20 protein-coding genes and 1 pseudogene are annotated in these 20,700 nt (G+C 59.8%); 10 read left to right on the top strand and 11 right to left on the bottom strand.

The window, feature by feature from the left end; all coding sequences use genetic code 11:
• Positions 1-47 precede the first annotated feature (47 nt).
• The 3 genes from rpoZ to V3W27_RS01760 all read right to left on the bottom strand — a co-directional run bounded on the left by rpoZ (position 48) and on the right by V3W27_RS01760 (position 1,973).
• A complete protein-coding gene (gene rpoZ / locus V3W27_RS01750) occupies positions 48-311 on the bottom strand; it encodes a DNA-directed RNA polymerase subunit omega (RefSeq protein WP_003229503.1) in 264 nt (87 codons plus the stop codon).
• 167 nt (positions 312-478) lie between these two features.
• Positions 479-1,099 (bottom strand): guanylate kinase, encoded by a 621-nt coding sequence (gene gmk, locus V3W27_RS01755; protein WP_003229498.1) that lies wholly within the window; start codon positions 1,097-1,099, stop codon positions 479-481.
• A gap of 10 nt (positions 1,100-1,109) precedes the next feature.
• Positions 1,110-1,973, bottom strand: coding sequence for a YicC/YloC family endoribonuclease (locus V3W27_RS01760; RefSeq protein ID WP_047596795.1), 864 nt, complete (start codon positions 1,971-1,973; stop codon positions 1,110-1,112).
• Between the two features lie 270 nt (positions 1,974-2,243).
• Between V3W27_RS01760 and rph the strand changes: the two genes are divergently transcribed.
• The 3 genes from rph (at position 2,244) to gltS (ending at position 4,962) form a co-directional block, all read left to right on the top strand.
• Positions 2,244-2,966, top strand: a complete 723-nt coding sequence (gene rph / locus V3W27_RS01765; protein ID WP_027610407.1) for a ribonuclease PH — start codon at positions 2,244-2,246, stop codon at positions 2,964-2,966.
• 29 nt (positions 2,967-2,995) lie between these two features.
• Positions 2,996-3,364 (top strand): DUF4870 domain-containing protein, encoded by a 369-nt coding sequence (locus V3W27_RS01770; RefSeq protein ID WP_003229492.1) that lies wholly within the window; start codon positions 2,996-2,998, stop codon positions 3,362-3,364.
• A 389-nt stretch (positions 3,365-3,753) separates the two neighbouring features.
• Positions 3,754-4,962, top strand: a complete 1,209-nt coding sequence (gene gltS, locus V3W27_RS01775) for a sodium/glutamate symporter (RefSeq protein WP_096796084.1) — start codon at positions 3,754-3,756, stop codon at positions 4,960-4,962.
• A gap of 78 nt (positions 4,963-5,040) precedes the next feature.
• Here gltS and V3W27_RS01780 read toward each other — a convergent pair whose 3' ends face one another.
• Positions 5,041-5,820, bottom strand: coding sequence for an exodeoxyribonuclease III (locus tag V3W27_RS01780; protein ID WP_003229491.1), 780 nt, complete (start codon positions 5,818-5,820; stop codon positions 5,041-5,043).
• 82 nt (positions 5,821-5,902) lie between these two features.
• Here V3W27_RS01780 and pyrE point away from each other — a divergent pair, with 82 nt between their 5' ends.
• The gene (gene pyrE / locus V3W27_RS01785; protein WP_011336558.1) at positions 5,903-6,547 is read left to right on the top strand and encodes an orotate phosphoribosyltransferase; all 645 of its coding nucleotides are present in this window, start codon (positions 5,903-5,905) and stop codon (positions 6,545-6,547) included.
• A gap of 187 nt (positions 6,548-6,734) precedes the next feature.
• Here pyrE and argB read toward each other — a convergent pair whose 3' ends face one another.
• From argB to coaBC, 4 genes and pseudogenes are all read right to left on the bottom strand, one after another.
• On the bottom strand, positions 6,735-7,640 hold the full coding sequence (argB, locus tag V3W27_RS01790; RefSeq protein WP_003229488.1) for an acetylglutamate kinase: 906 nt from the start codon (positions 7,638-7,640) through the stop codon (positions 6,735-6,737).
• A gap of 17 nt (positions 7,641-7,657) precedes the next feature.
• A pseudogene (locus V3W27_RS01795) lies at positions 7,658-9,034 on the bottom strand (phosphomannomutase/phosphoglucomutase); the annotation flags it as partial.
• 328 nt (positions 9,035-9,362) lie between these two features.
• The gene (gene dut / locus V3W27_RS01800) at positions 9,363-9,818 is read right to left on the bottom strand and encodes a dUTP diphosphatase (protein ID WP_047596787.1); all 456 of its coding nucleotides are present in this window, start codon (positions 9,816-9,818) and stop codon (positions 9,363-9,365) included.
• A 5-nt stretch (positions 9,819-9,823) separates the two neighbouring features.
• Complete coding sequence (coaBC, locus tag V3W27_RS01805) at positions 9,824-11,032, bottom strand: bifunctional phosphopantothenoylcysteine decarboxylase/phosphopantothenate--cysteine ligase CoaBC (protein ID WP_103369705.1); 1,209 nt, start codon at positions 11,030-11,032, stop codon at positions 9,824-9,826.
• Between the two features lie 136 nt (positions 11,033-11,168).
• Between coaBC and radC the strand changes: the two genes are divergently transcribed.
• Positions 11,169-11,843 carry a RadC family protein gene (radC, locus tag V3W27_RS01810; RefSeq protein ID WP_098966267.1) on the top strand — a complete coding sequence of 225 codons (675 nt, stop codon included), beginning with the start codon at positions 11,169-11,171 and terminating at the stop codon, positions 11,841-11,843.
• A gap of 134 nt (positions 11,844-11,977) precedes the next feature.
• On the opposite strand, the gene V3W27_RS01815 is transcribed toward radC, so the two are convergent.
• Positions 11,978-13,564 carry an ABC transporter substrate-binding protein gene (locus V3W27_RS01815; RefSeq protein ID WP_096796086.1) on the bottom strand — a complete coding sequence of 529 codons (1,587 nt, stop codon included), beginning with the start codon at positions 13,562-13,564 and terminating at the stop codon, positions 11,978-11,980.
• Positions 13,565-14,009: 445 nt separating this feature from the next.
• Between V3W27_RS01815 and rpmB the strand changes: the two genes are divergently transcribed.
• Both rpmB and rpmG read left to right on the top strand, forming a co-directional pair.
• Positions 14,010-14,243 (top strand): 50S ribosomal protein L28, encoded by a 234-nt coding sequence (rpmB, locus tag V3W27_RS01820; RefSeq protein WP_003229474.1) that lies wholly within the window; start codon positions 14,010-14,012, stop codon positions 14,241-14,243.
• An 11-nt stretch (positions 14,244-14,254) separates the two neighbouring features.
• Positions 14,255-14,410: a 50S ribosomal protein L33 gene (gene rpmG / locus V3W27_RS01825; protein ID WP_003177274.1), complete on the top strand. Its 156-nt coding sequence runs from the start codon at positions 14,255-14,257 to the stop codon at positions 14,408-14,410.
• Positions 14,411-14,589: 179 nt separating this feature from the next.
• Here rpmG and V3W27_RS01830 read toward each other — a convergent pair whose 3' ends face one another.
• The gene (locus V3W27_RS01830) at positions 14,590-14,952 is read right to left on the bottom strand and encodes a cupin domain-containing protein (protein ID WP_097089496.1); all 363 of its coding nucleotides are present in this window, start codon (positions 14,950-14,952) and stop codon (positions 14,590-14,592) included.
• A gap of 234 nt (positions 14,953-15,186) precedes the next feature.
• Between V3W27_RS01830 and V3W27_RS01835 the strand changes: the two genes are divergently transcribed.
• Together V3W27_RS01835 and V3W27_RS01840 are read left to right on the top strand one after the other, a co-directional pair.
• Complete coding sequence (locus V3W27_RS01835; RefSeq protein WP_095137694.1) at positions 15,187-16,680, top strand: aldehyde dehydrogenase; 1,494 nt, start codon at positions 15,187-15,189, stop codon at positions 16,678-16,680.
• A gap of 186 nt (positions 16,681-16,866) precedes the next feature.
• Positions 16,867-18,012 (top strand): MFS transporter, encoded by a 1,146-nt coding sequence (locus V3W27_RS01840; RefSeq protein ID WP_330205789.1) that lies wholly within the window; start codon positions 16,867-16,869, stop codon positions 18,010-18,012.
• Between the two features lie 139 nt (positions 18,013-18,151).
• Here the strand turns inward: V3W27_RS01840 and V3W27_RS01845 are convergent, their stop codons facing one another.
• Positions 18,152-19,702 (bottom strand): phospholipase D family protein, encoded by a 1,551-nt coding sequence (locus tag V3W27_RS01845; protein WP_442962636.1) that lies wholly within the window; start codon positions 19,700-19,702, stop codon positions 18,152-18,154.
• 312 nt (positions 19,703-20,014) lie between these two features.
• Here V3W27_RS01845 and V3W27_RS01850 point away from each other — a divergent pair, with 312 nt between their 5' ends.
• Entirely contained in the window at positions 20,015-20,665 is a 651-nt protein-coding gene (locus V3W27_RS01850; protein ID WP_097089501.1) for a DUF1120 domain-containing protein, read from the top strand.
• The last annotated feature ends 35 nt before the right edge of the window (positions 20,666-20,700 follow it).

Raw genomic sequence — 20,700 nt, forward strand, 5'->3', positions numbered from 1 at the left:
GCCGTAGGCTGTGTTCCCGCGCCGTGCTACGTCGACCAGGCATAGGCTTAGACGGCCTCGTTGGACTCGTCCTCGAACGCAGCGAAGACCGGGTCTTCGTGGACGATTTCCTGCTCGGCGATGAACTCGTAGCTCATCAGGCCTTCTGCGATTTCACGCAGGGCGACAACGGTCGGCTTGTCGTTTTCCCACTGGACCAGTGGCTCTTTGCCGCCGGTGGCCAGTTGACGGGCACGCTTGGTAGAGAGCATGACCAGCTCAAAGCGGTTTTCCACGTGTTCTAGGCAGTCTTCAACGGTTACGCGGGCCATGGTATTCCTCGGAGCGAATGCAATATGCGCGCTGCCCGGTTGGGCGAGCGGACTGAGCAGTTTAAAAAATCACCAGCGATTAGGGAAGCGCTGATTTTTTGACCAGACCCTTCAACGCGCTGCAAGCACCAATGTAAAGCGCTTGCAGCGGTTTTGGGAAGTGCTGATTAACCGAGCAGTTCGGCCAGTAATTTGCCGAAACGTACCTGCTGGCGTTTCTGTTGCAGCTGATTGGCGCGGAAAATCGCCTTCAGATCGTCCAGTGCATGGGCGAAATCGTCGTTGATGATCAGATAGTCGTACTCGACATAGTGGCTCATCTCGCTGACGGCTTCACGCATCCGCCCGTCAATGATCTCGTCACTGTCCTGGCCGCGGTTGGTCAGACGCTGGTGCAAGGCCTGCAACGACGGCGGCAGGATGAAGATCGAGCGTGCTTGCGGCATCAGCTTGCGCACTTGTTCGGCGCCTTGCCAGTCGATTTCCAGAATCAGGTCGTGACCTTCGTCCAGCGTCTGCTGCAGGCGGCTTTGTGAGGTGCCATAGAAGTTGCCGAAGACTTCGGCGCGTTCGAGGAAATCGCCGTGCTCGCCCATCTTCACGAACTCTTCGCGAGTCACGAAGTGATAGTTCACGCCGTCCACTTCACCCGGACGCATGGCGCGGGTGGTGTGGGAGATCGAGACGCGGATCTCCGGATTGGCATCGGTCAAAGCCTTGACCAGGCTGCTCTTGCCTGCGCCCGATGGCGCGGAAATGATGTACAGGGTGCCGGTGCTGTGGGTCATGTCTGTTGCCTTACTCAATATTCTGCACTTGTTCGCGCATCTGCTCGATCAACACCTTGAGGTTGACGGCGGCCTGGGTGCTGCGCGGGTCGAAGGCCTTGGAGCCCAGTGTGTTGGCTTCGCGGTTGAGCTCCTGCATCAGGAAATCCAGGCGCCGACCGGCGGCACCGCCGGACTTGAGCACCCGGCGAACTTCGATGATGTGAGTGCTCAAGCGATCCAGTTCTTCGGCCACATCGCTCTTTTGCGCGAGCATGACCATTTCCTGTTCCAGGCGCTGCGGATCCAGTTCGGCCTTCATGTCGGTGAAGCGGTCGAGGACTTTCTGACGCTGGGTCGCGAGCATCTGCGGCACCAGTTCACGCAAGGTCACGACGTCCTCTTCAATGGAAGTCAGGCGCTCGTTGATCAGGCGTGCCAACTCCGCGCCTTCGCGCTCGCGGCCGGCCTTGAGTTCCTTGAGACCTTGATTGAACAGCGCCAGCGCATCGGCGTTCAGCGCTTGTGGATCAGTGGCGTCGGCCACCAGCACGCCGGGCCAGGCCAGCACTTCCAGCGGGTTGAGTGCTGCCGGGTTCTTGATCAGGCCGGCAACGGTTTCGGCGGCGGCGACCAGTTGCGCGGCGCGCTCGCGGTCGACCTGCAACGGCTTGCCGGTGCTTTCTTCGGTGAAGCGCAGGGTGCATTCCAGTTTGCCCCGCGACAGGCCCTGACGCAGGGCTTCACGCACGGCGCCCTCGAGGTCGCGGAACGACTCCGGCAGGCGCAGGTGCGGTTCCAGATAGCGGCTGTTGACCGAGCGCAGCTCCCAGCTCAGGGTGCCCTGGACGCCGGCTTTCTCGACGCGGGCGAAGGCGGTCATGCTGTGCACCATGGCGGTGACCTCGCAATGCAAATCGGCGCAGAAGGGATGTTCCGCAGGCTCGATATCAATGAATTTAAGCCGACTGGCAGCAAAGGCGCAGGATTGTAGCGCAGTGCGGCGGATGCGCCCAAACACACGGTGTGACAAAGGGCTGCAGGCCGTCGGTTATGCGCGTTTCAGGGCCCTGGGTCGACGGTCGGAATTTTTAACCCGTGCCCAGGCGCGGTGCAGCGCTCTATAATGCTCGGCAGTTTTCCGTCCCCAGTACAGGTATTCCCTATGAAACGTCCAAGTGGTCGCGCTGCCGATCAGCTTCGCTCGATCCGCATTACCCGCAACTACACCAAACACGCCGAGGGATCCGTACTGGTCGAATTCGGTGATACCAAAGTCATCTGCACCGTCAGCGTCGAAAACGGCGTGCCGCGTTTCCTGAAGGGTCAGGGCCAGGGCTGGTTGACCGCCGAATACGGCATGCTGCCGCGCGCCACCGGCGAGCGTAACCAGCGTGAAGCGAGCCGTGGCAAGCAGGGCGGCCGCACCCTGGAAATCCAGCGCCTGATCGGCCGTTCGCTACGCGCTGCGCTGGACATGTCCAAGCTGGGCGACGTGACCCTGTACGTCGACTGCGACGTGATCCAGGCTGACGGCGGCACCCGCACCGCGTCCATCACCGGCGCGATGGTGGCACTGGTCGATGCGTTGAAAGTGATCAAGAAGCGCGGCGGCCTGAAAGGCGGCGACCCGCTCAAGCAAATGATCGGCGCGGTGTCGGTCGGCATGTATCAGGGCGAGCCGGTGCTGGATCTGGACTATCTTGAAGATTCCGCCGCCGAGACCGACCTCAACGTGGTGATGACCAGCACCGGTGGCTTCATCGAAGTCCAGGGCACCGCCGAAGGCGCGCCGTTCCAGCCTGAAGATCTGAACGCCATGCTGGAACTGGCGAAGAAAGGCATGAACGAAATCTTCGAACTGCAAAAGGCTGCACTGGCCGACTGAGCAGGTTCGCAACCCGCAAGGAGGACGTGATGAGTGATGAGCAAGAGTTGCTGCCCAAGCCGAGCCAGGAGGTTCGCCAATGGGCGATGTTTTGTCACTTGTCCGCGTTGCTGGGGATCTGGATTCCGTTCGGCAACCTGATCGGACCGCTGATCCTGTGGCAGATGAAGCGCGAAACCGACCCGTTCATCGACGCTCAGGGCAAAGAGGCACTGAATTTCCAGATCACCGTGGCGATTGCTGCCGCGATCTGTCTGCTGCTGATGGTGTTGATCATCGGCTTCTTCTTGCTGGGCCTGCTGGCCATCGGTGCATTGGTGCTGACGATCATTGCCGGGGTGAAGGCGAACGAAGGCTTTCCCTACCGTTATCCATTCACTTGGCGACTGATCAAATAACGATCAATGCAAAGCCTCCGTGACTCGCAAAGTTTTAATTTAAATGCCCTGACTTGTCAGGGCATTTGTGTTTTTGCAACTCGAATAATTACTCTTTCGTGTAGGAGCAGTTCTATCTGCGACAAGCGGTAGTGGATATTTTTTATATATCTAACGCCTACACTTTTAGTCACAACTGCAATGCTTTAACGCAATCTCAGTCCTTGGCAACAGGACTTGTCGATTGTTAAGGTTGCTCCGCGCAACATTGCTTCAGAAATATCTCGATATATTCAAGCCATCAAAGGCCCTTGAATTCCACATCAATCAGTGTTGAGACAATCAGCCGATTCAATAGGCGTGCGCGGGTAAAAGTGCGCCTGATGAATAAATAGCCAAGAATATCCCCAATGATCCAGCTCGATTTTTATGGAACGCTCGTGGCCGCCTCTCTGGTGCTATTACTGGGGCGCGGACTTATTGCACGAGTCGGATTTCTGCGTAATTACAATATTCCTGAACCCGTCGCCGGTGGACTGGTGGTTGCGCTGGGTTTATTGATATTGCGAACTTTTGATATAGAAATCAGATTCGATACTTCACTGCAGACGCCGTTGATGTTGGCGTTCTTTGCCACAATCGGTTTGAGCGCAGACTTTGCCAACCTGAAAAAGGGTGGTCGCGTAGTCGGCATATTTCTACTGGCGGTTACCGGGCTTCTGGTGGTTCAGAACGCTTTGGGCATTGGCCTTGCCAAAACGTTGGGTCTTGATCCGTTGATGGGGCTCCTGACGGGTTCGATCACGCTTGCGGGCGGTCACGGTACGGGGGCGGCGTGGGGCACGGTATTCAGTGAAAAGTACGGCCTTGCTTCGGCCTCCGAGCTTGCAATCGCCTCGGCAACCTTCGGCTTGGTCCTGGGCGGTTTGATAGGTGGGCCTGTGGCCCGCCTGCTCATCAAGCGCGTTGAGGTGCCCGGTTGCCAGTTTCAAGAAACGCCACGGATGCCAAAGGGTTTTGAGCAGCCGAACAAAGAGCGCTCGATTACGCCCTTTTCGTTTATCGAGACACTGGCATTGATTGCGGTCAGTTTATTGGCTGGCAATCTTCTGAATGGCTTTCTGCACGGAACCGCATTCGAGTTGCCAACGTTTGTCTGCGTTTTGTTTGTGGGGGTGATGCTACGTAACGGGCTATCGGCGCTGGGCCTGTATCAGGTATTCGAGCGTGAAGTGTCGGTGCTGGGCAATGTCAGCCTGTCGCTGTTTCTGGCAATTGCCTTGATGTCTCTCAAGCTCTGGGATCTGGCAGCGTTGGCACTGCCGATATTCATCATCCTGGCTGCGCAAACGTTGGTCATGGCGCTGTTTGCGATTTTTGTGACATTCAGAGTGATGGGCAGTAACTACGACGCGGCGGTCCTGGCGGCGGGGCATTGCGGTTTTGGCCTGGGCGCAACGCCAACCGCCATTGCCAACATGCAGGCGGTGACGCAGCGTTTCGGGCCTTCGCAGATTGCGTTTCTGGTGGTGCCGATGGTCGGTGCATTCTTCATCGACATCATCAACGTGATCGTCATCAAGCTTTACCTGGCCTTGCCGTTTTTTGTCGCCGTCTGAGGTCAGGACGGCTTCAGGCGCGGCATAAAAAATGCCCGTATCTCGCGATACGGGCATTTTTTAACGACGGATCGACGCTTATATGGTCAGCGTCCAGTCGTAGTCGACGATCAGCGGCGCGTGCTGCGAGAACCGTGGCTGACGTGGCAGGCGTGCGCTGCGTACGAAACGGCGCAAGCCCGGGGTCAGCAGCTGGTAGTCGAAGCGCCAGCCCAGATTGAGCATCTCGGCCTGCTCGTTGTCCGGCCACCAGCTGTATTGGTCGCCTTCGCGGCTGACTTCGCGCAGGGCATCGACGTAGCCCATGTTGCCGACAATCTCGTCCATCCAGGCGCGTTCTGGCGCCAGGAAGCCCGGGGATTGCTGGCTGTCGCGCCAGTTCTTGATGTCGAGCTTCTGCTGCGCAACGTACAGCGAGCCACAATAAATGTACTCGCGACGTTTACGCCGCTGTTTGTCCAGGTACTTGCCGAAGTCGTCCATGAGCTTGAACTTCTGGTTCAAGTCCTCATCGCCGTTCATCCCCGAAGGAAGCAGCAAGGTGGCAATACTGACTTTGTCGAAATCTGCTTGCAGGTAGCGCCCGTAGCGGTCGGCCGTCTCGAAACCGAGACCGCTGATGACAGCCTTCGGTTGCAACCGCGAATACAAAGCCACGCCACCTTGGGCAGGGACTTCAGCATCGCAGGCATAAAGGAAGTAGCCATCCAGTTGGAAGGCTGGGTCATCCAGTTCAAAGGCGGAGGCACGGGTGTCCTGCAGGCAGATGACGTCGGCATTCTGTGCTTGCAGCCAACTGAGCAAACCACGCTCGACTGCAGCCTGAATACCATTGACGTTCACACTGATGATCCGCATAAATGGCCCCAAAAATCGCGTGCGTGTATGATACACGGCGTCAAGCTAATTAGCTAAATCCGTGGTATTTGGGGTTTTTTTCATGCAAGCGTATCAGCGCGATTTCATTCGTTTTGCCATCGATCGCGGCGTTTTGCGCTTCGGTGAGTTCACCCTGAAGTCCGGGCGCACCAGTCCTTACTTCTTCAATGCCGGCCTGTTCAACTCGGGTTCGGCCCTGGCGCAGCTGGGGCGTTTCTACGCGGCAGCCATCGCCGAAAGCGGCATTCCTTTCGACGTATTGTTTGGCCCGGCCTACAAAGGCATCCCGCTGGCAGCCACCACCGCTGTCGCGTTGGCCGAACACCACAACCGTGACCTGCCATGGTGCTTCAACCGCAAGGAAGCCAAGGCCCACGGCGAAGGCGGCAGCCTGGTCGGCGCGCCGCTGACCGGTGACGTGCTGATCATCGACGACGTGATCACTGCCGGCACCGCGATCCGCGAAGTGATGCAGATCATCGCGTCCCAGGACGGCGCCAAGGCCGCCGGCGTGCTGATTGCCCTGAACCGTCAGGAGCGTGGCAACGGCGAGTTGTCGGCGATCCAGGAAGTCGAGCGTGATTTCGGTATTCCGGTGATCAGCATCGTTTCGCTGAATCAGGTGCTGGAATTCCTCGCCGACGATCCGCAGCTCAAGCAGCACTTGCCAGCCGTGGAAGCGTACCGCGCCCAGTTCGGCGTCTGAACTGTGGAATGAGCTTTTGTGGCGAGGGAGCTTGCTCCCGCTGGGCTGCGTAGCAGACCCGAAAAGCTTGTGAGCGCTGCGCACTCAAGCGGGAGCAAGCTCCCTCGCCACAATAGATGGAAGGCCGCAGGCAAAAAAAGACCCCGCTCAGTCAGGCTGAGCAGGGTCTTTTCGTTTCCGCGACGGCTTACGGACGCTTGCGATTGCTGATCAGCGTGCCCACACCGGTGTCGGTGAAGATTTCCAGCAGGATCGCGTTCGGTACGCGGCCGTCGATGATCAGCGAGCTGCCAACACCGCCCTGAACCGCTTCCAGTGCGCAGCGGATCTTCGGCAGCATGCCGCCGTAGATGGTGCCGTCGGCGATCAAGTCGTCGACCTGCTGGGTGCTCAGGCCGGTCAACACGGTGCCGGACTTGTCCATCAGGCCGGCGATGTTGGTCAGCAGCATCAGCTTCTCGGCTTTCAGCGCTTCGGCGACTTTACCGGCCACCAGGTCGGCGTTGATGTTGTACGACTCGCCGTTCTCACCCACGCCGATCGGCGCGATCACCGGGATGAAGTTGCCTTTGACCAGCAGGTTCAGCAACTCGGTGTTGATTCCGACCACTTCACCGACCTGACCGATGTCGATGATTTCCGGCTGGGTCATCTCCGGGGTCTGGCGGGTGACGGTCAGTTTCTTCGCCCGAATCAGCCCGGCGTCTTTACCGGTCAGGCCGATGGCGCTGCCGCCGTGACGGTTGATCAGGTTGACGATGCTTTTGTTGACCTGACCGCCGAGGACCATTTCCACCACGTCCATGGTCGCGGCGTCGGTGACGCGCATGCCATCGACGAAGTGGCTTTCGATCGACAGGCGCTTGAGCAGATCACCGATCTGCGGGCCGCCGCCGTGAACCACCACCGGGTTGATGCCTACGGCTTTCATCAAGACGATGTCGCGGGCGAAGCCGGTTTTCAGCTCCTCGCTTTCCATCGCGTTGCCGCCGTATTTGATCACCAGGGTCTTGCCGACATAACGTCGGATGTAAGGCAACGCTTCGGACAGGACCTGGGCGGTGTGGGCGGCGGCTTCGCGTTCGAGGGTCATTCAGGGCTCCGGGTGAATCAGAACGGTAGTTGGAGATCAGGTGCAACGCGTTTCAGTTGGGCGTGGAACACGTCCTTGATGCGCTGCAATTCAGCCTCGTCATCGGCCTCGAAGCGCAGCACCAGCACCGGAGTGGTGTTGGAGGCGCGTACCAGGCCCCAGCCTTTGGCGTAATCGACTCGCACGCCGTCGATGGTGGTCAGGTCGGCGCCTGCGCCCCACTGTGCGTCGTGCAATGCATCAATGATGCTGAATTTGCTCTCTTCGGTCACATGGATATTGATTTCCGGCGTAGAAATATCGTTCGGGAAGGTCGCAAACAGCTCTTCGGCGGTGGATTTTTCCTTGCTGAGGATCTCCAGCAGCCGTGCGGCGCTGTAGATGCCGTCGTCGAAACCGAACCAGCGCTCCTTGAAGAAGATGTGGCCGCTCATCTCACCGGCCAATAGAGCACCGGATTGTTTCATTTTCTTTTTGATCAACGAGTGACCGGTCTTCCACATTAGCGGGCGACCGCCGTATTCCTTGATCAGCGGCACCAGGCGGCGGGTGCATTTGACGTCGAAGATGATTTCCGCGTCCGGATTACGCGCCACCACGTCGCGGGCGAACAGCATCAGCAGGCGATCCGGGTAGACGATGCTGCCGGTGTTGGTCACCACGCCGACACGGTCGCCGTCACCGTCGAAGGCCAGGCCGAGGTCGGCGTTGGTTTCCTTGACCTTGGCGATCAGGTCGACGAGGTTCTCGGGCTTACCCGGATCCGGGTGGTGGTTGGGGAAGTTGCCGTCGACTTCGCAGAACAGCGGGATGACTTCGCAGTTCAGCGCTTCGATCAGTTGCGGGGCAATCACGCCGGCCGCGCCGTTGCCGCAGTCGACCACGACTTTCAGACGTCGGGCCAGTTTGACGTCCTGGACGATTTCGGTGGTGTAGCGGTCGAGGATTTCGACCTGGGTCACGCTGCCCTGACCGCTGGTCAGGTCATTGGTCTTGATGTGCTCGTGCAGCACCTGGATCTGCTCGTTGGCGAGGGTGTCGCCGGCGATCACGATCTTGAAGCCGTTGTAGTTCGACGGGTTATGGCTGCCGGTGAGCATCACCCCAGACTTGCCGGCCAATACGTTCGCCGCGTAATACAGCGCAGGCGTCGGGACCAGGCCGACGTCGCTGACGTGGCAGCCGCTCTCGGCGATACCGCGGATCAGTTCTGCAACCAGCTCCGGGCCGGACAGGCGACCGTCGCGACCGACGGAAACATTCGGTTCACCTTGGGCCAGGCTCTGCGAGCCGATGGCGCGGCCGATCCAGTAGGCGGTTTCGGCATTGAGGAATTCCGGCACAGTGCCGCGAATGTCATAGGCGCGGAAGATGCTGTCAGGAAGCTTCGGGGCGATCTTGGCGGGGGTGCTCATCTGCACAAATGCTCCATCTCGAAAGTGGCGGGACACACCGACGATTCACTCGGCGGCAGGCTCAAACTGAAGGGTATGACGGCGTTTTCCACAGAGAGTTCGTGGTGTGAAAGGGCCATGACGCCTCGGCTGGCGTGGCTTGTGGCCGGCAAAACCTTGATTTTCGGTGCTAAAACCTGCTGCCGAAAAAGCACAAATTTTGTGGTGAGGGGATTTATCCCCGATTGCTGCGCAGCAGATCCAAAAGCCTTGGGGCCGCTTCGCGGCCCATCGGGATAAATCCCCTCGCCACAATAATATTTCAGGGTTATTTAGTGCCGGTATGGCCAAATCCGCCCGCGCCGCGTTCGGTTTCGACGAACTCTTCAACCATTTCGAAATGCGCCTGCACCACCGGCACCAACACCAGCTGCGCCAGACGCTCGCCGACGGTCATGGTGAAGTCGTTCTGGCCACGGTTCCAGCAGGACACCATCAAAGGGCCCTGATAATCCGAGTCGATCAGGCCGACGAGGTTGCCGAGCACGATGCCGTGCTTATGGCCCATGCCCGAGCGCGGCAGGATCAGTGCGGCGAGGTTCGGGTCGCCGATGTACACCGACAGACCGGTAGGGATCAGCACGGTTTCACCCGGCTTGATCACGATGTCCTGTTCCAGCATGGCGCGCAGGTCGAGACCGGCGGAGCCTGGGGTGGCGTATTGCGGCAGCGGGAATTCGGTACCGATGCGTGGGTCGAGGATCTTGGCTTGCAAAGCGTGCATGTAAATTAAACCTGGTTCAGACGTTCGGCGATAAAAGTGACCAATTGGCGAGCGATCTTGCTCTTGCTGGTCTGGGCGAAAACAGTGGCATGAAGCTCACGGTCGATCACGCTGCAGGCGTTTTCTTCGCTGTTGAAACCGATGCTCGGGTTGGCCACGTCGTTGGCGACGATCAAATCGAGATTCTTGTCTTTCAGCTTGCGTGCAGCGTAGTCGAGCAGGTGTTCGGTCTCGGCGGCAAAGCCGACACTGAACGGACGGTCGGGACGGGTCGCGATGGTGGCCAGGATGTCCGGATTGCGCACCATTTGCAGGACGAAGCCGTCGCCGCTTGTAGGGTCTTTCTTGAGTTTTTGCGGGGCAACGACTTCCGGACGGTAGTCCGCCACCGCTGCCGAGGCGATGAACACATCACACGGGATGGCCGATTCGCACGCTGCAAGCATGTCGCGGGCACTGACCACATCGATGCGCGTGACGCGATCCGGCGTCGGCAGGTGCACCGGGCCGCTGATCAGGGTCACGCGGGCGCCGGCTTCCACCGCGGCTTCGGCCAGAGCGAAGCCCATTTTCCCGGAGCTGTGGTTGGTGATGTAGCGCACCGGGTCGATGTTTTCCTGGGTCGGGCCGGCGGTGATCACCACGTGCTTGCCGGTCAGCGCCTGACGCTGGAAGCAGTCCGCCGCGCACTGCGCCAGATCGGTGGCTTCCATCATCCGGCCCATGCCGACGTCGCCGCAGGCCTGGCTGCCAGAGGCCGGGCCGAAAGTCTTCAGGCCACGGCTTTCAAGGATTTTCAGGTTGGCTTGGGTTGCCGGATCGCGCCACATCGCCTGATTCATTGCTGGCGCGACGGCCACCACGGCGTCGGTGGCCAGCACCAGGGTTGTCAGCAGATCGTTGGCGATGCCTTGGGCCAGACGCGCAATCAGGTCGGCAGTGGCTGGGGCGATCAGCACCAGATCGGCCCATTTGGCCAGTTCGATATGACCCATGGCCGCTTCGGCGGCCGGGTCGAGCAAGTCGAGGTGAACCGGGTGCCCGGACAGGGCCTGCATGGTCAGCGGGGTGATGAACTCGGCGCCGCCATGGGTCATGACCACGCGCACTTCGGCGCCCTGGTCGATCAGGCGACGAACCAGATCGGCGCTCTTGTAGGCCGCAATGCCGCCGCCGACGCCCAGAACGATGCGTTTCCGATACAGCCGCTGCATAGGTCTGCCTTTACATTTCGTGGGTGACATACGTGGCGAAACCCCCTCCCCAGGGTGAATTCGCCCGCAAAAAAGATGGGCTACGATATCACAGCGACCGCTACGGAACAGCGGCGCCCACAGACAAGGAAGGTGTATGAGTATTCGCGATTGGCCGGCGGCGGAGCGGCCGCGGGAGAAGCTGCTTGAACAGGGCTCGGGAAGTCTTTCGGACGCCGAGTTGCTGGCGATTTTTCTTCGAACCGGGGTCACGGGAAAAAGCGCGGTGGATCTGGCGCGACACCTGTTGACGCAATTCGGCAGCCTGCGCGCGTTGCTGGAGGCCGATCTTGCGGCGTTCAGCGGACAGTTGGGATTGGGGCCTGCGAAATTCGCGCAGTTGCAGGCGGTGCTGGAAATGGGGCGGCGACACTTGGCCGAGCGCATGCGTAAAAAACCGGCGCTGGAGAATCCGCAGGCAGTTCGGGACTATCTGAAATCCATGCTGCGCCACGAGCCACACGAGGTGTTTGGCTGCCTGTTTCTCGATTCCAAGCATCAGGTGTTGACGTTCGAGGCGCTGTTTCGCGGCTCGATCGATAACACCAGCGTGCATCCCCGGGAAGTGGTGAAACGCTCATTGGCCAACAACGCGGCGGCGGTGATTCTCTGCCACAACCACCCGTCGGGGAACAGCGATCCGAGCCAGGCGGACCGCCAACTGACCAAGCGCTTGCAGAAGGCTCTGGACCTGATTGATGTACGGGTGCTGGATCACTTCATCATTGGCGACGGCGAGCCGCTGTCGATGGCGGAATGTGGCTGGATGTAGCTTTCAACAACAAACACCAACCCCTGTGGGAGCGGGCTTGCTCGCGAAGGCGATGTGTCAGTCAATAAGAGTTTGGCTGATCCGACGCCTTCGCGAGCAAGCCCGCTCCCACAGGTGAATTGTGTTGTGACGGGTTATTTCAGGTTGACCTTGGAGTAGTCCTGCCGCCCGAACGGGCTCACCGAGTAACCCTGCACATCCTTGCGCGTCAGTGCATAAGCGGTCGGGTGTGCCAGCGGCAACCACAGCGCCTGCTGCTGAATCTGCGCCTGTGCCTGTTCGTACAGTTTGGTGCGCACGCCTTGCTCACTGGTGGTCTTGCCGGCGCTGATCAACTTGTCCAGGTCGGCATTGCAGTAGCGGGCGAAGTTGGTGCCGGATTTGACCGCCGCGCAGGAAAACTGCGGCGTGAGGAAGTTATCCGGGTCGCCGTTGTCGCCGGCCCAGCCCATGAACAGCAGGTCATGCTCGCCAGCCTTGGCGCGGCGAATCAGTTCGCCCCACTCGATCACGCGGATTTCCGCCTGAATGCCGATTTCCGCCAGATCCGATTGCAGCAATTGCGCGCCCAGACTCGGATTCGGGTTGAGCAGGCTGCCGGACGGACGCGTCCAGATGGTGGTCTGGAAGCCGTCCTTGAGTCCGGCCTTGGCCAGCAGCGCCTTGGCTTTGGCCACGTCGTGCGGATAGCCCGGCAGGTTCTTCGCGTAGCTCCAGGTGTTCGGCGGGTAAGGACCATTGGCGGGTTCGGCGGTGTCTTCGAACACGGCTTTGACGTAGTTGGCCTTGTCGAAGGCGAGGTTGATCGCCTGGCGCACTTCCGGCTTGTCCAGCGGTGGATGCTGGCTGTTGATGCCGACGAAAGCGGTCATGAACGCGTCAGTCTTTTCTACTTTCAGCGTCGGCTCTTCCTGCGCAGCCTTCACGTCCAGCGGTTTTGGCGACAGGGCGATCTGGCACTCGTTGCGCCGCAGCTTTTGCAGGCGCACGTTGGCGTCCGGGGTGATGGCGAAGATCAGCGGGTCGACCGCCGGCTTGCCGCCGAAATAGTCCGGGTTGGCCTTGTAGCGCACAGAGGCGTCTTTCTGGAAGCGCGTGAACACGAACGGACCGGTGCCGATCGGCTGGCTGTTGAGCTTGTCGGTCGCGTCGGCCTTGAGCAACTTGTCGGCGTACTCGGCGGAATAGATGGAGGCGAAGCCCATGCTCAGGGTCGCGAGGAACGTCGAGTCCGGGTGGTCGAGGGTAAAGCGCACGGTCAGCGGGTCAAGCGCGTCGATCTTCTTGATCAGCGCCGGCAACTGCATGGACTGGGCGTGCGGGAAGCCGCTTTGCGCCACTTTGTGCCATGGGTTGGCTGGATCGAGCATGCGGTCGAAGCTGAATTTGACGTCTTCGGCGCTCAGGGTGCGGGTCGGCTTGAAATAGTCAGTGCTGTGAAACTTCACCTGCGGGTGCAGCTTGAACACATAAGTCAGGCCGTCGGTGCTGACTTCCCAGCTGTCGGCCAGGCTCGGCACGACTTTGCCGCTGGCGGTGTCGAAGTCCACCAGGCGATTCATCAGCACATCGGCCGAGGCATTGGTGGTGGTCAGCGAGTTGTATTGCACCACGTCGAACCCTTCAGGGCTGGCCTCGGTGCAAACGCTCAGGGCGGCAGCCTGGGCCAGGGGGCTCAGCAGAAGCGGGGCGAGCAACAGGGGTAGGGCAGCGAGGCGCATGGTCGGCTTCCTTTACAGATCGAAGGCCATCTGCAGGTGCAGTCTGGAAAAGGGTTACCCTAGAGGGCTGGATTGCAAATGACTATCCCCTTTTTGTATTTTTGGGGCAGCCCAGTGACGTTTTTCAGACCACGGTGCACGAGGAAAAGTCGAAAACGTCTATTAGAGCGGTTTTCTGCGACGAGTGGTCAAAACTCGCCTCAGCCTTTATCCAAAGCGTCTGCAGGCGGAAAATGCGCCTTTTTACCGGTCGATTGCACATCCATTGTTGTTGCACCCCGGTCTTTCTGGTATAAAGCAGCGCTCTTTTCTAGGGGCCCGGTTCCTTCACTGTAGGTGTAGCCGGTAAGACCTCTAAAGAAACGCGGCGCCTGGCGCCAAATGACTGAGAGATTAAGCGGCCAACCCATGCCGGGTTGGGCATGTGGTTTTAGAGGGCTGAGGCATGTCGAGAGTATGTCAAGTTACCGGTAAGGGTCCGGTAACCGGGAATAACATTTCCCACGCAAACAACAAAACCCGTCGTCGTTTCCTGCCGAACCTGCAGCATCACCGCTTCTGGGTTGAAGAAGAGAAACGTTTTGTGCGTCTGCGCGTATCTGCCAAAGGCATGCGCATCATCGACAAGCGTGGCATCAGTGTCGTGCTCGCCGAACTTCGCCGCGATGGCAAGATTTAAGGGAGCTAATCATGCGTGAATTGATTCGTTTGATCTCGAGCGCCGGTACTGGTCACTTCTACACTACCGACAAGAACAAGCGTACTACCCCGGACAAAATCGAGATCAAGAAATATGATCCGGTTGTTCGCAAGCACGTGATCTACAAGGAAGGCAAAATCAAGTAATTGATTTTTCCCGACTTACGAAAAAGGCCCGTATCGTGAGATGCGGGCCTTTTTTGTTGCCTTGAGTTTTGTGCTGACTGTTGCGACGCTTTCGCGAGCAGGCTCGCTCCCACAATGGAATGCGGTCGAATGTGGGAGCGAGCCTGCTCGCGAAGGGGCCGGTAATATCAGCGAAAGACTCAGGCCTTCTGTTCAAAGATCACATAGATCTTGCGGCAAGCCTCCAGCACTTCCCAGGTACCACGGAAACCGGCCGGAATCACAAAGCGGTCGCCAACACGCAAGGTCTTGGCATTGCCATCGCTGTCACGCAGCACCGAAACCCCTTGCAGGATTTCGCAGTATTCATGTTCGGTGTAGTTCACCGTCCACTGCCCGACCGCACCTTCCCACACGCCAACACCCATTTGCCCACAAGGGCTGTCGTACTGATTGAACACCGCTTGCTCTGGGTCGCCCTTGAGCACTTTGGCCGGGTCCGGGCGATAGCGTTCGGCTTCGCTGCTGGTCAGGCTGATATCGACGACGTTCTGGATGTTCATTGTTGTTTTCTCCCGTGATGACGGCGCGGTGGCTTGAAAGGGCCAAAGTCTATGTTTATTAAAATGAACACCGCAAGGGCGTATGGCGCGCTTATGTCAAATATATTGAAACAACCCCGGCCGCTGGTTTAGGGTGGCGGGTGCCTTGGGCCGAAAAGCAGGCTGGCCGGGCAGCATTCCTGAAGACGACCGCGAAGAACGCGGCGCTCTATTCAACAAGAGGAGGACACTCGAATGACCACCCTGACTCGTGCCGATTGGGAACAACGTGCTCGCGACCTGAAGATCGAAGGCCGCGCCTATCTCAACGGTGAATACACCGACGCCGTCTCCGGCGAGACCTTCGAGTGCATCAGCCCGGTCGATGGCCGTCTGCTGGGCAAGATCGCCAGCTGTGACGCCGCCGACGCCCAGCGCGCCGTGGAAAACGCCCGCGCCACCTTCAATTCTGGCGTGTGGTCGCGCCTCGCGCCGACCAAGCGCAAAGCCACCATGATCCGTTTCGCCAGCCTGCTCAAGCAGCACGCTGAAGAACTGGCGCTGCTCGAAACCCTCGACATGGGTAAGCCGATCAGCGATTCGCTGTACATCGACGTACCGGGCGCGGCGCAAGCGCTGAGCTGGAGCGGTGAGGCGATCGACAAGATCTACGACGAAGTCGCCGCCACGCCGCACGATCAACTGGGTCTGGTGACCCGCGAGCCGGTGGGCGTTGTCGGCGCCATCGTGCCGTGGAACTTCCCGCTGATGATGGCTTGCTGGAAACTCGGCCCGGCGCTGTCGACCGGTAACTCGGTGATCCTCAAGCCGTCGGAAAAATCCCCGCTGACCGCCATCCGCATCGCTGCGCTGGCGGTTGAGGCCGGTATCCCGAAAGGCGTGCTCAACGTGCTGCCGGGCTATGGTCACACCGTCGGCAAGGCGCTGGCCCTGCACAATGACGTCGACACGCTGGTGTTCACCGGTTCGACCAAGATCGCCAAGCAACTGATGATCTACTCCGGCGAATCGAACATGAAGCGCGTGTGGCTGGAAGCCGGCGGCAAGAGCCCGAATATCGTCTTCGCCGATGCGCCGGACCTGCAAGCCGCTGCCGAATCCGCCGCCAGCGCCATCGCCTTCAACCAGGGCGAAGTCTGCACCGCCGGTTCGCGTCTGCTGGTCGAGCGTTCGATCAAGGACAAATTCCTGCCGATGGTGATCGAGGCGCTGAAGGCCTGGAAGCCGGGCAATCCGCTGGATCCGGCGACCAACGTCGGCGCGCTGGTCGATACCCAGCAGATGAACACCGTGCTGTCGTACATCGAATCCGGTCACAGCGATGGCGCCAAACTGGTGGCGGGCGGCAAACGCATTCTCCAGGAAACCGGTGGCACTTACGTCGAGCCGACGATTTTCGACGGCGTGAGCAACGCGATGAAGATCGCTCAGGAAGAGATCTTCGGCCCGGTGCTGTCGGTCATCGCCTTCGATACCGCCGAAGAAGCGATCCAGATCGCCAACGACACGCCGTATGGTCTGGCCGCTGCGGTATGGACTCAGGACATCTCCAAGGCGCACCTGACCGCCAAGGCGCTACGCGCCGGCAGCGTGTGGGTCAACCAGTACGACGGCGGCGACATGACCGCACCGTTCGGCGGCTTCAAGCAGTCGGGCAACGGTCGCGACAAGTCGCTGCACGCGTTCGACAAATACACCGAGCTGAAGGCGACGTGGATCAAGCTGTAAGCCGTTAGCGGGAGCCTGATTCGTTCAGGCTTTCGAACTTACGGAGATCCCCTGTGGGAGCGGGCTTGCTCGCGAAAGCGGTGTATCAGTCAGCACATCTGCTGAATGTGAAATCGTTTTCGCGAGCAAGCCCGCTCCCACAGTGATTTTGTGGCGCACATAAGAATATCCACAGGAGCGTGGACCATGCGTTGGGCGACGTATTTCGCCGTGTTGGCGTCTGTCTTGAGTGTCGGCCTGGCCCTGGGGGTCAGCATGCCGCTGGTGTCGTTGCGTCTGGAGAGCTGGGGTTACGGCTCTTTCGCCATCGGCGTGATGGCGGCGATGCCGGCGATTGGCGTATTGCTGGGGGCGAAGATTTCCAGTCATCTGGCGGCACGTCTCGGCACCGCCAACCTGATGCGCCTGTGCCTGTGGGCCGGGGCGTTGTCGATCGGCTTGCTCGCGCTGTTGCCGAGTTATCCGGTCTGGCTGGTGCTGCGCCTGATGATCGGGGTGATCCTGACCATCGTATTCATCCTCGGCGAGAGCTGGATCAATCAACTGGTCGTCGAACACTGGCGCGGTCGTCTGGTCGCTCTGTATGGCAGCAGCTATGCGCTGAGCCAACTGTCTGGTCCGCTGCTGCTGGGTGCGCTAGGCACTGAGCATGATTATGGTTTCTGGGTCGGTGTCGGGCTGCTGACAGTCTCGCCATTGCTGTTGATGGGCCGCAGTGGTGCGCCGAGCAGTGAATCCAGCAGCGTTACGTTCAGCGATCTGTGGGGTTTTGCCCGGGAGCTGCCGGCGATTGCCTGGGCGGTGTCACTGTTCGCCGCGTTCGAAGCGATGATCCTCACGCTGTTGCCGGTGTATTGCCTGCAACAGGGCTTCACCGCCGAGATTGCGCTGGCGATGGTCAGCACGGTGGTGGTCGGCGACGCATTGTTGCAACTGCCGATCGGCGCGCTGGCGGATTACCTGTCGCGGCGCACGTTGTTCGCCGGTTGCGCAGTGATCCTGATGCTGTCGAGTCTGGCGATTCCGCTGTTGATCGACACGCTGCTGATCTGGCCGTTGTGGGTGTTGTTCGGCGCCAGTGCCGGTGGCCTGTTCACCTTGTCACTGATTCTGATCGGCGAGCGTTATCGCGACGATGCGCTGGTGCGGGCCAATGCGCACATTGCGCAGCTGTGGGGTGTCGGCTGTCTGATCGGGCCGTTGCTGGCGGGGGCGGGCAGTCAGTGGATCAGCGGGCATGCGTTGCCGTTGTTGATGGCGGCGGGGGCGTTTGGATTGGTGATTCTACTGATGCGTCAGGGGGCATTCGGCACAGTGGCCGAGCCTGCTTAAGTCAGCTCTTAAAGCGAAAGAATTCTTGTGGTGAGGGAGCTTGCTCCCGCTGGGCTGCGCAGCGGCCCCAAAGACTTCGTGAGCGCTGCGCACTCAGGCGGGAGCAAGCTCCCTCGCCACAAATGAGTTTTCAATTCGACTACAGCATCCGCTCCAGGCCGACAGTGGTGCTGAACCACGCATTGAAGCGCCGCCACCAGTTGCCTGGTTCCTGGGTCAGCGTGTGCATCTGACCATTGTCCTCGGTCACCCAGACGATCTCGCCATCCTGCAGTTTCGCCTGATAACTCAGGGCCGGCGCCATGCCTTGCAGCGCCAGTTCGCGCACGTGTTCGGCCAGTTCCGGGCTGTCCACCAGCACCCCGACTTCGGTGTTCCACAGCACTGAGCGCGGATCGAAGTTGAACGAGCCGATGAACGCTTTCTGCCGATCGAAAATCATCGCCTTGCTGTGCAGGCTGGAATCCGAACCACGGAAAGACTTGCTGTAGAACAGATGTGGGCCGCTGCCATAGTTATCCCCGGGCTGACGGCGCAGTTCATACAGTTTCACCCCGTGTTCCAGCAGCGCCTTGCGATACGGTGCGTAACCGCCGTGCACCGCCGGCACATCGGTGGCTTCCAGCGAGTTGGTCAGCAGGCTCACCGAGACCCCGGCGTCGGCGCGCCCGGTCAGGTACACCAGCCCCGGCTGGCCGGGCACGAAGTACGCCGAGATCATGATCAGCTCTTTGCTGACGCCGCGCAGCTCCGGCGCCAGTTGCGTGGTCAGCAGCAGTTGCGGGTCCGGTTCGTCCTTGGCCAGCACCTTGCTCGGCGCGTCCCACAATGCCTGGTTCCAGGCCCAGATCAGTTCCTTGCGCCAGATGTCCATGCGTGGCGCGGTCTTGAACGTCATCAACTGTTGATACAGCGCGTGATTCTGTTTACGGGTTTCATCCAGCGACTCTTCCAGGCGCGTGCGGGTGTTCTGCAGGTCTTTGGCGCTTGGTTTGCTGGAGAGGAATTCGTTGATCGGCTTGCTCAGCGCGCTGTTCCAGTACTGGTCGAAACTGTGCCCGAGCTGCTCTGCCACCGGGCCGACACTGAGCATGTCGATGTCGGTGAAATTCAGATTCGGCTCGGCATCGAAATACTCGTCGCCCAGATTGCGCCCGCCAACGATGGCCACGCTATTGTCCGCCAGGAACAGTTTGTTGTGCATGCGCCGGTGTTGCAGCGACAGGTTGAACAGGCGTCCGGCGGCGCGGGTCACGCCGGTGCTGCGGCCCAGGTGCAGCGGATTGAACAGGCGGATCTGGATCTGTGGATGCGCCGCCAGCGTGGCGATGATCGTGTCGAGGCCGTCGCTGGTGGTGTCGTCGAGCAGGATGCGCACGCGCACGCCGCGGTCGGCGGCCTTGAGCAGTTCCTCCACCAGCATCCGCGTGCTGACGCCGTCATGGACGATGTAGTACTGCAAGTCGAGGCTGGTTTGCGCATTGCGAATCAGCTCGGCGCGGGCGGTGAAGGCTTCTGTGCTGTTGGACAGCAAGCGGAAGCCGGAACGGCCCTGCCAGGGCGCTGCCTGGGTCTGAATCGAGCGACCGAATGCGGAGCCCGCGGCCGGCAACGCCTGGCTGGGTTCGCGCGGCGCATCGAGGGTGGCGCAACCACTGGCCAACGAACACAACACACAGACAGCGAGCAATTTTTTTCCGGGTTGCACGTTGGTTTCTCGGCTGGAGGCAGGGGGTGACGGAGTATGGCACGCAGAGGATTTCCAAGACCGTTTCCGGCGGATCCTCGCCACACTGTGTAAACAATTAGTCGTTCAAAAGTAGGAATGAGTTCGCCTGTGGTTTTGGACTATTTGTTTTGTTGTTTTTTCAGCTCTTGGTCGGTGCCTATTCCTACATACGATTCCTGCAAAAAACGAAATCATCGCCCCGGTGTTCAGCGTCTTGTGAAGGCAATGCGCTGAACAACTGCCATTGATCAATAACCGATGAAGTAGGGACTGATGAAAAAAACAACATGGATGGTAGCCGTCGCGGCTGCAGTATTACCCACCCTGGTGGTCGCTGAGAGCGTGGACCTGAGTGTGGTCGGAACCATTATTCCGACGTCGTGCATCCCCGCATTTGCCGGTGGCGGCACGGTAGATTTGCGCAAAATATCCGCAGCTACCCTGAACAAGACCACGCAGACGCTGCTGCCGACCCACGACATTTCGCTGCACATCAACTGTGATGCAGAGGCATCGGTCGAGGTGTCGGTCAGAGACAATCGTACAGCCACCAAATTGCCGGGCATCAACGATGGTGCCGGTAATAACGATCCGGCTTTGTTCTACGGCCTGGGTGAAATCAACGGCATCCGTATCGGCGGATTTGCGCTGCGTCACGGTCGTCCGGAAGCCGACGGTGCGCCGCAGACTCTGATGACACGCACTCTGGCAGCACCGGCGTGGCAACTGCCTGCTTCGCCGCTGGTGGGCAATGCCCCGGCGCTCTACTCATGGGGTTCCGGCGTGGCAGCTGGCCCGGTCGCGGCCCGTCACCACGGGTTTCCGATGAGCCTGTTGCCGATCATCGGCCCGAGCAACGCGCTGCCGATCACCAGCGAGATCCCGCTCGATGGCTCGGTGACCTTCGAGATGTTCTACCTCTGATCGTCAGAACCCGGCCATTACCGGGTTCTTTCAGG

Origin of the sequence: Pseudomonas sp. AM14(2022) (assembly GCF_036346455.1) — a bacterium.
GTDB classification, from domain to species: domain Bacteria; phylum Pseudomonadota; class Gammaproteobacteria; order Pseudomonadales; family Pseudomonadaceae; genus Aquipseudomonas; species Aquipseudomonas putida_A.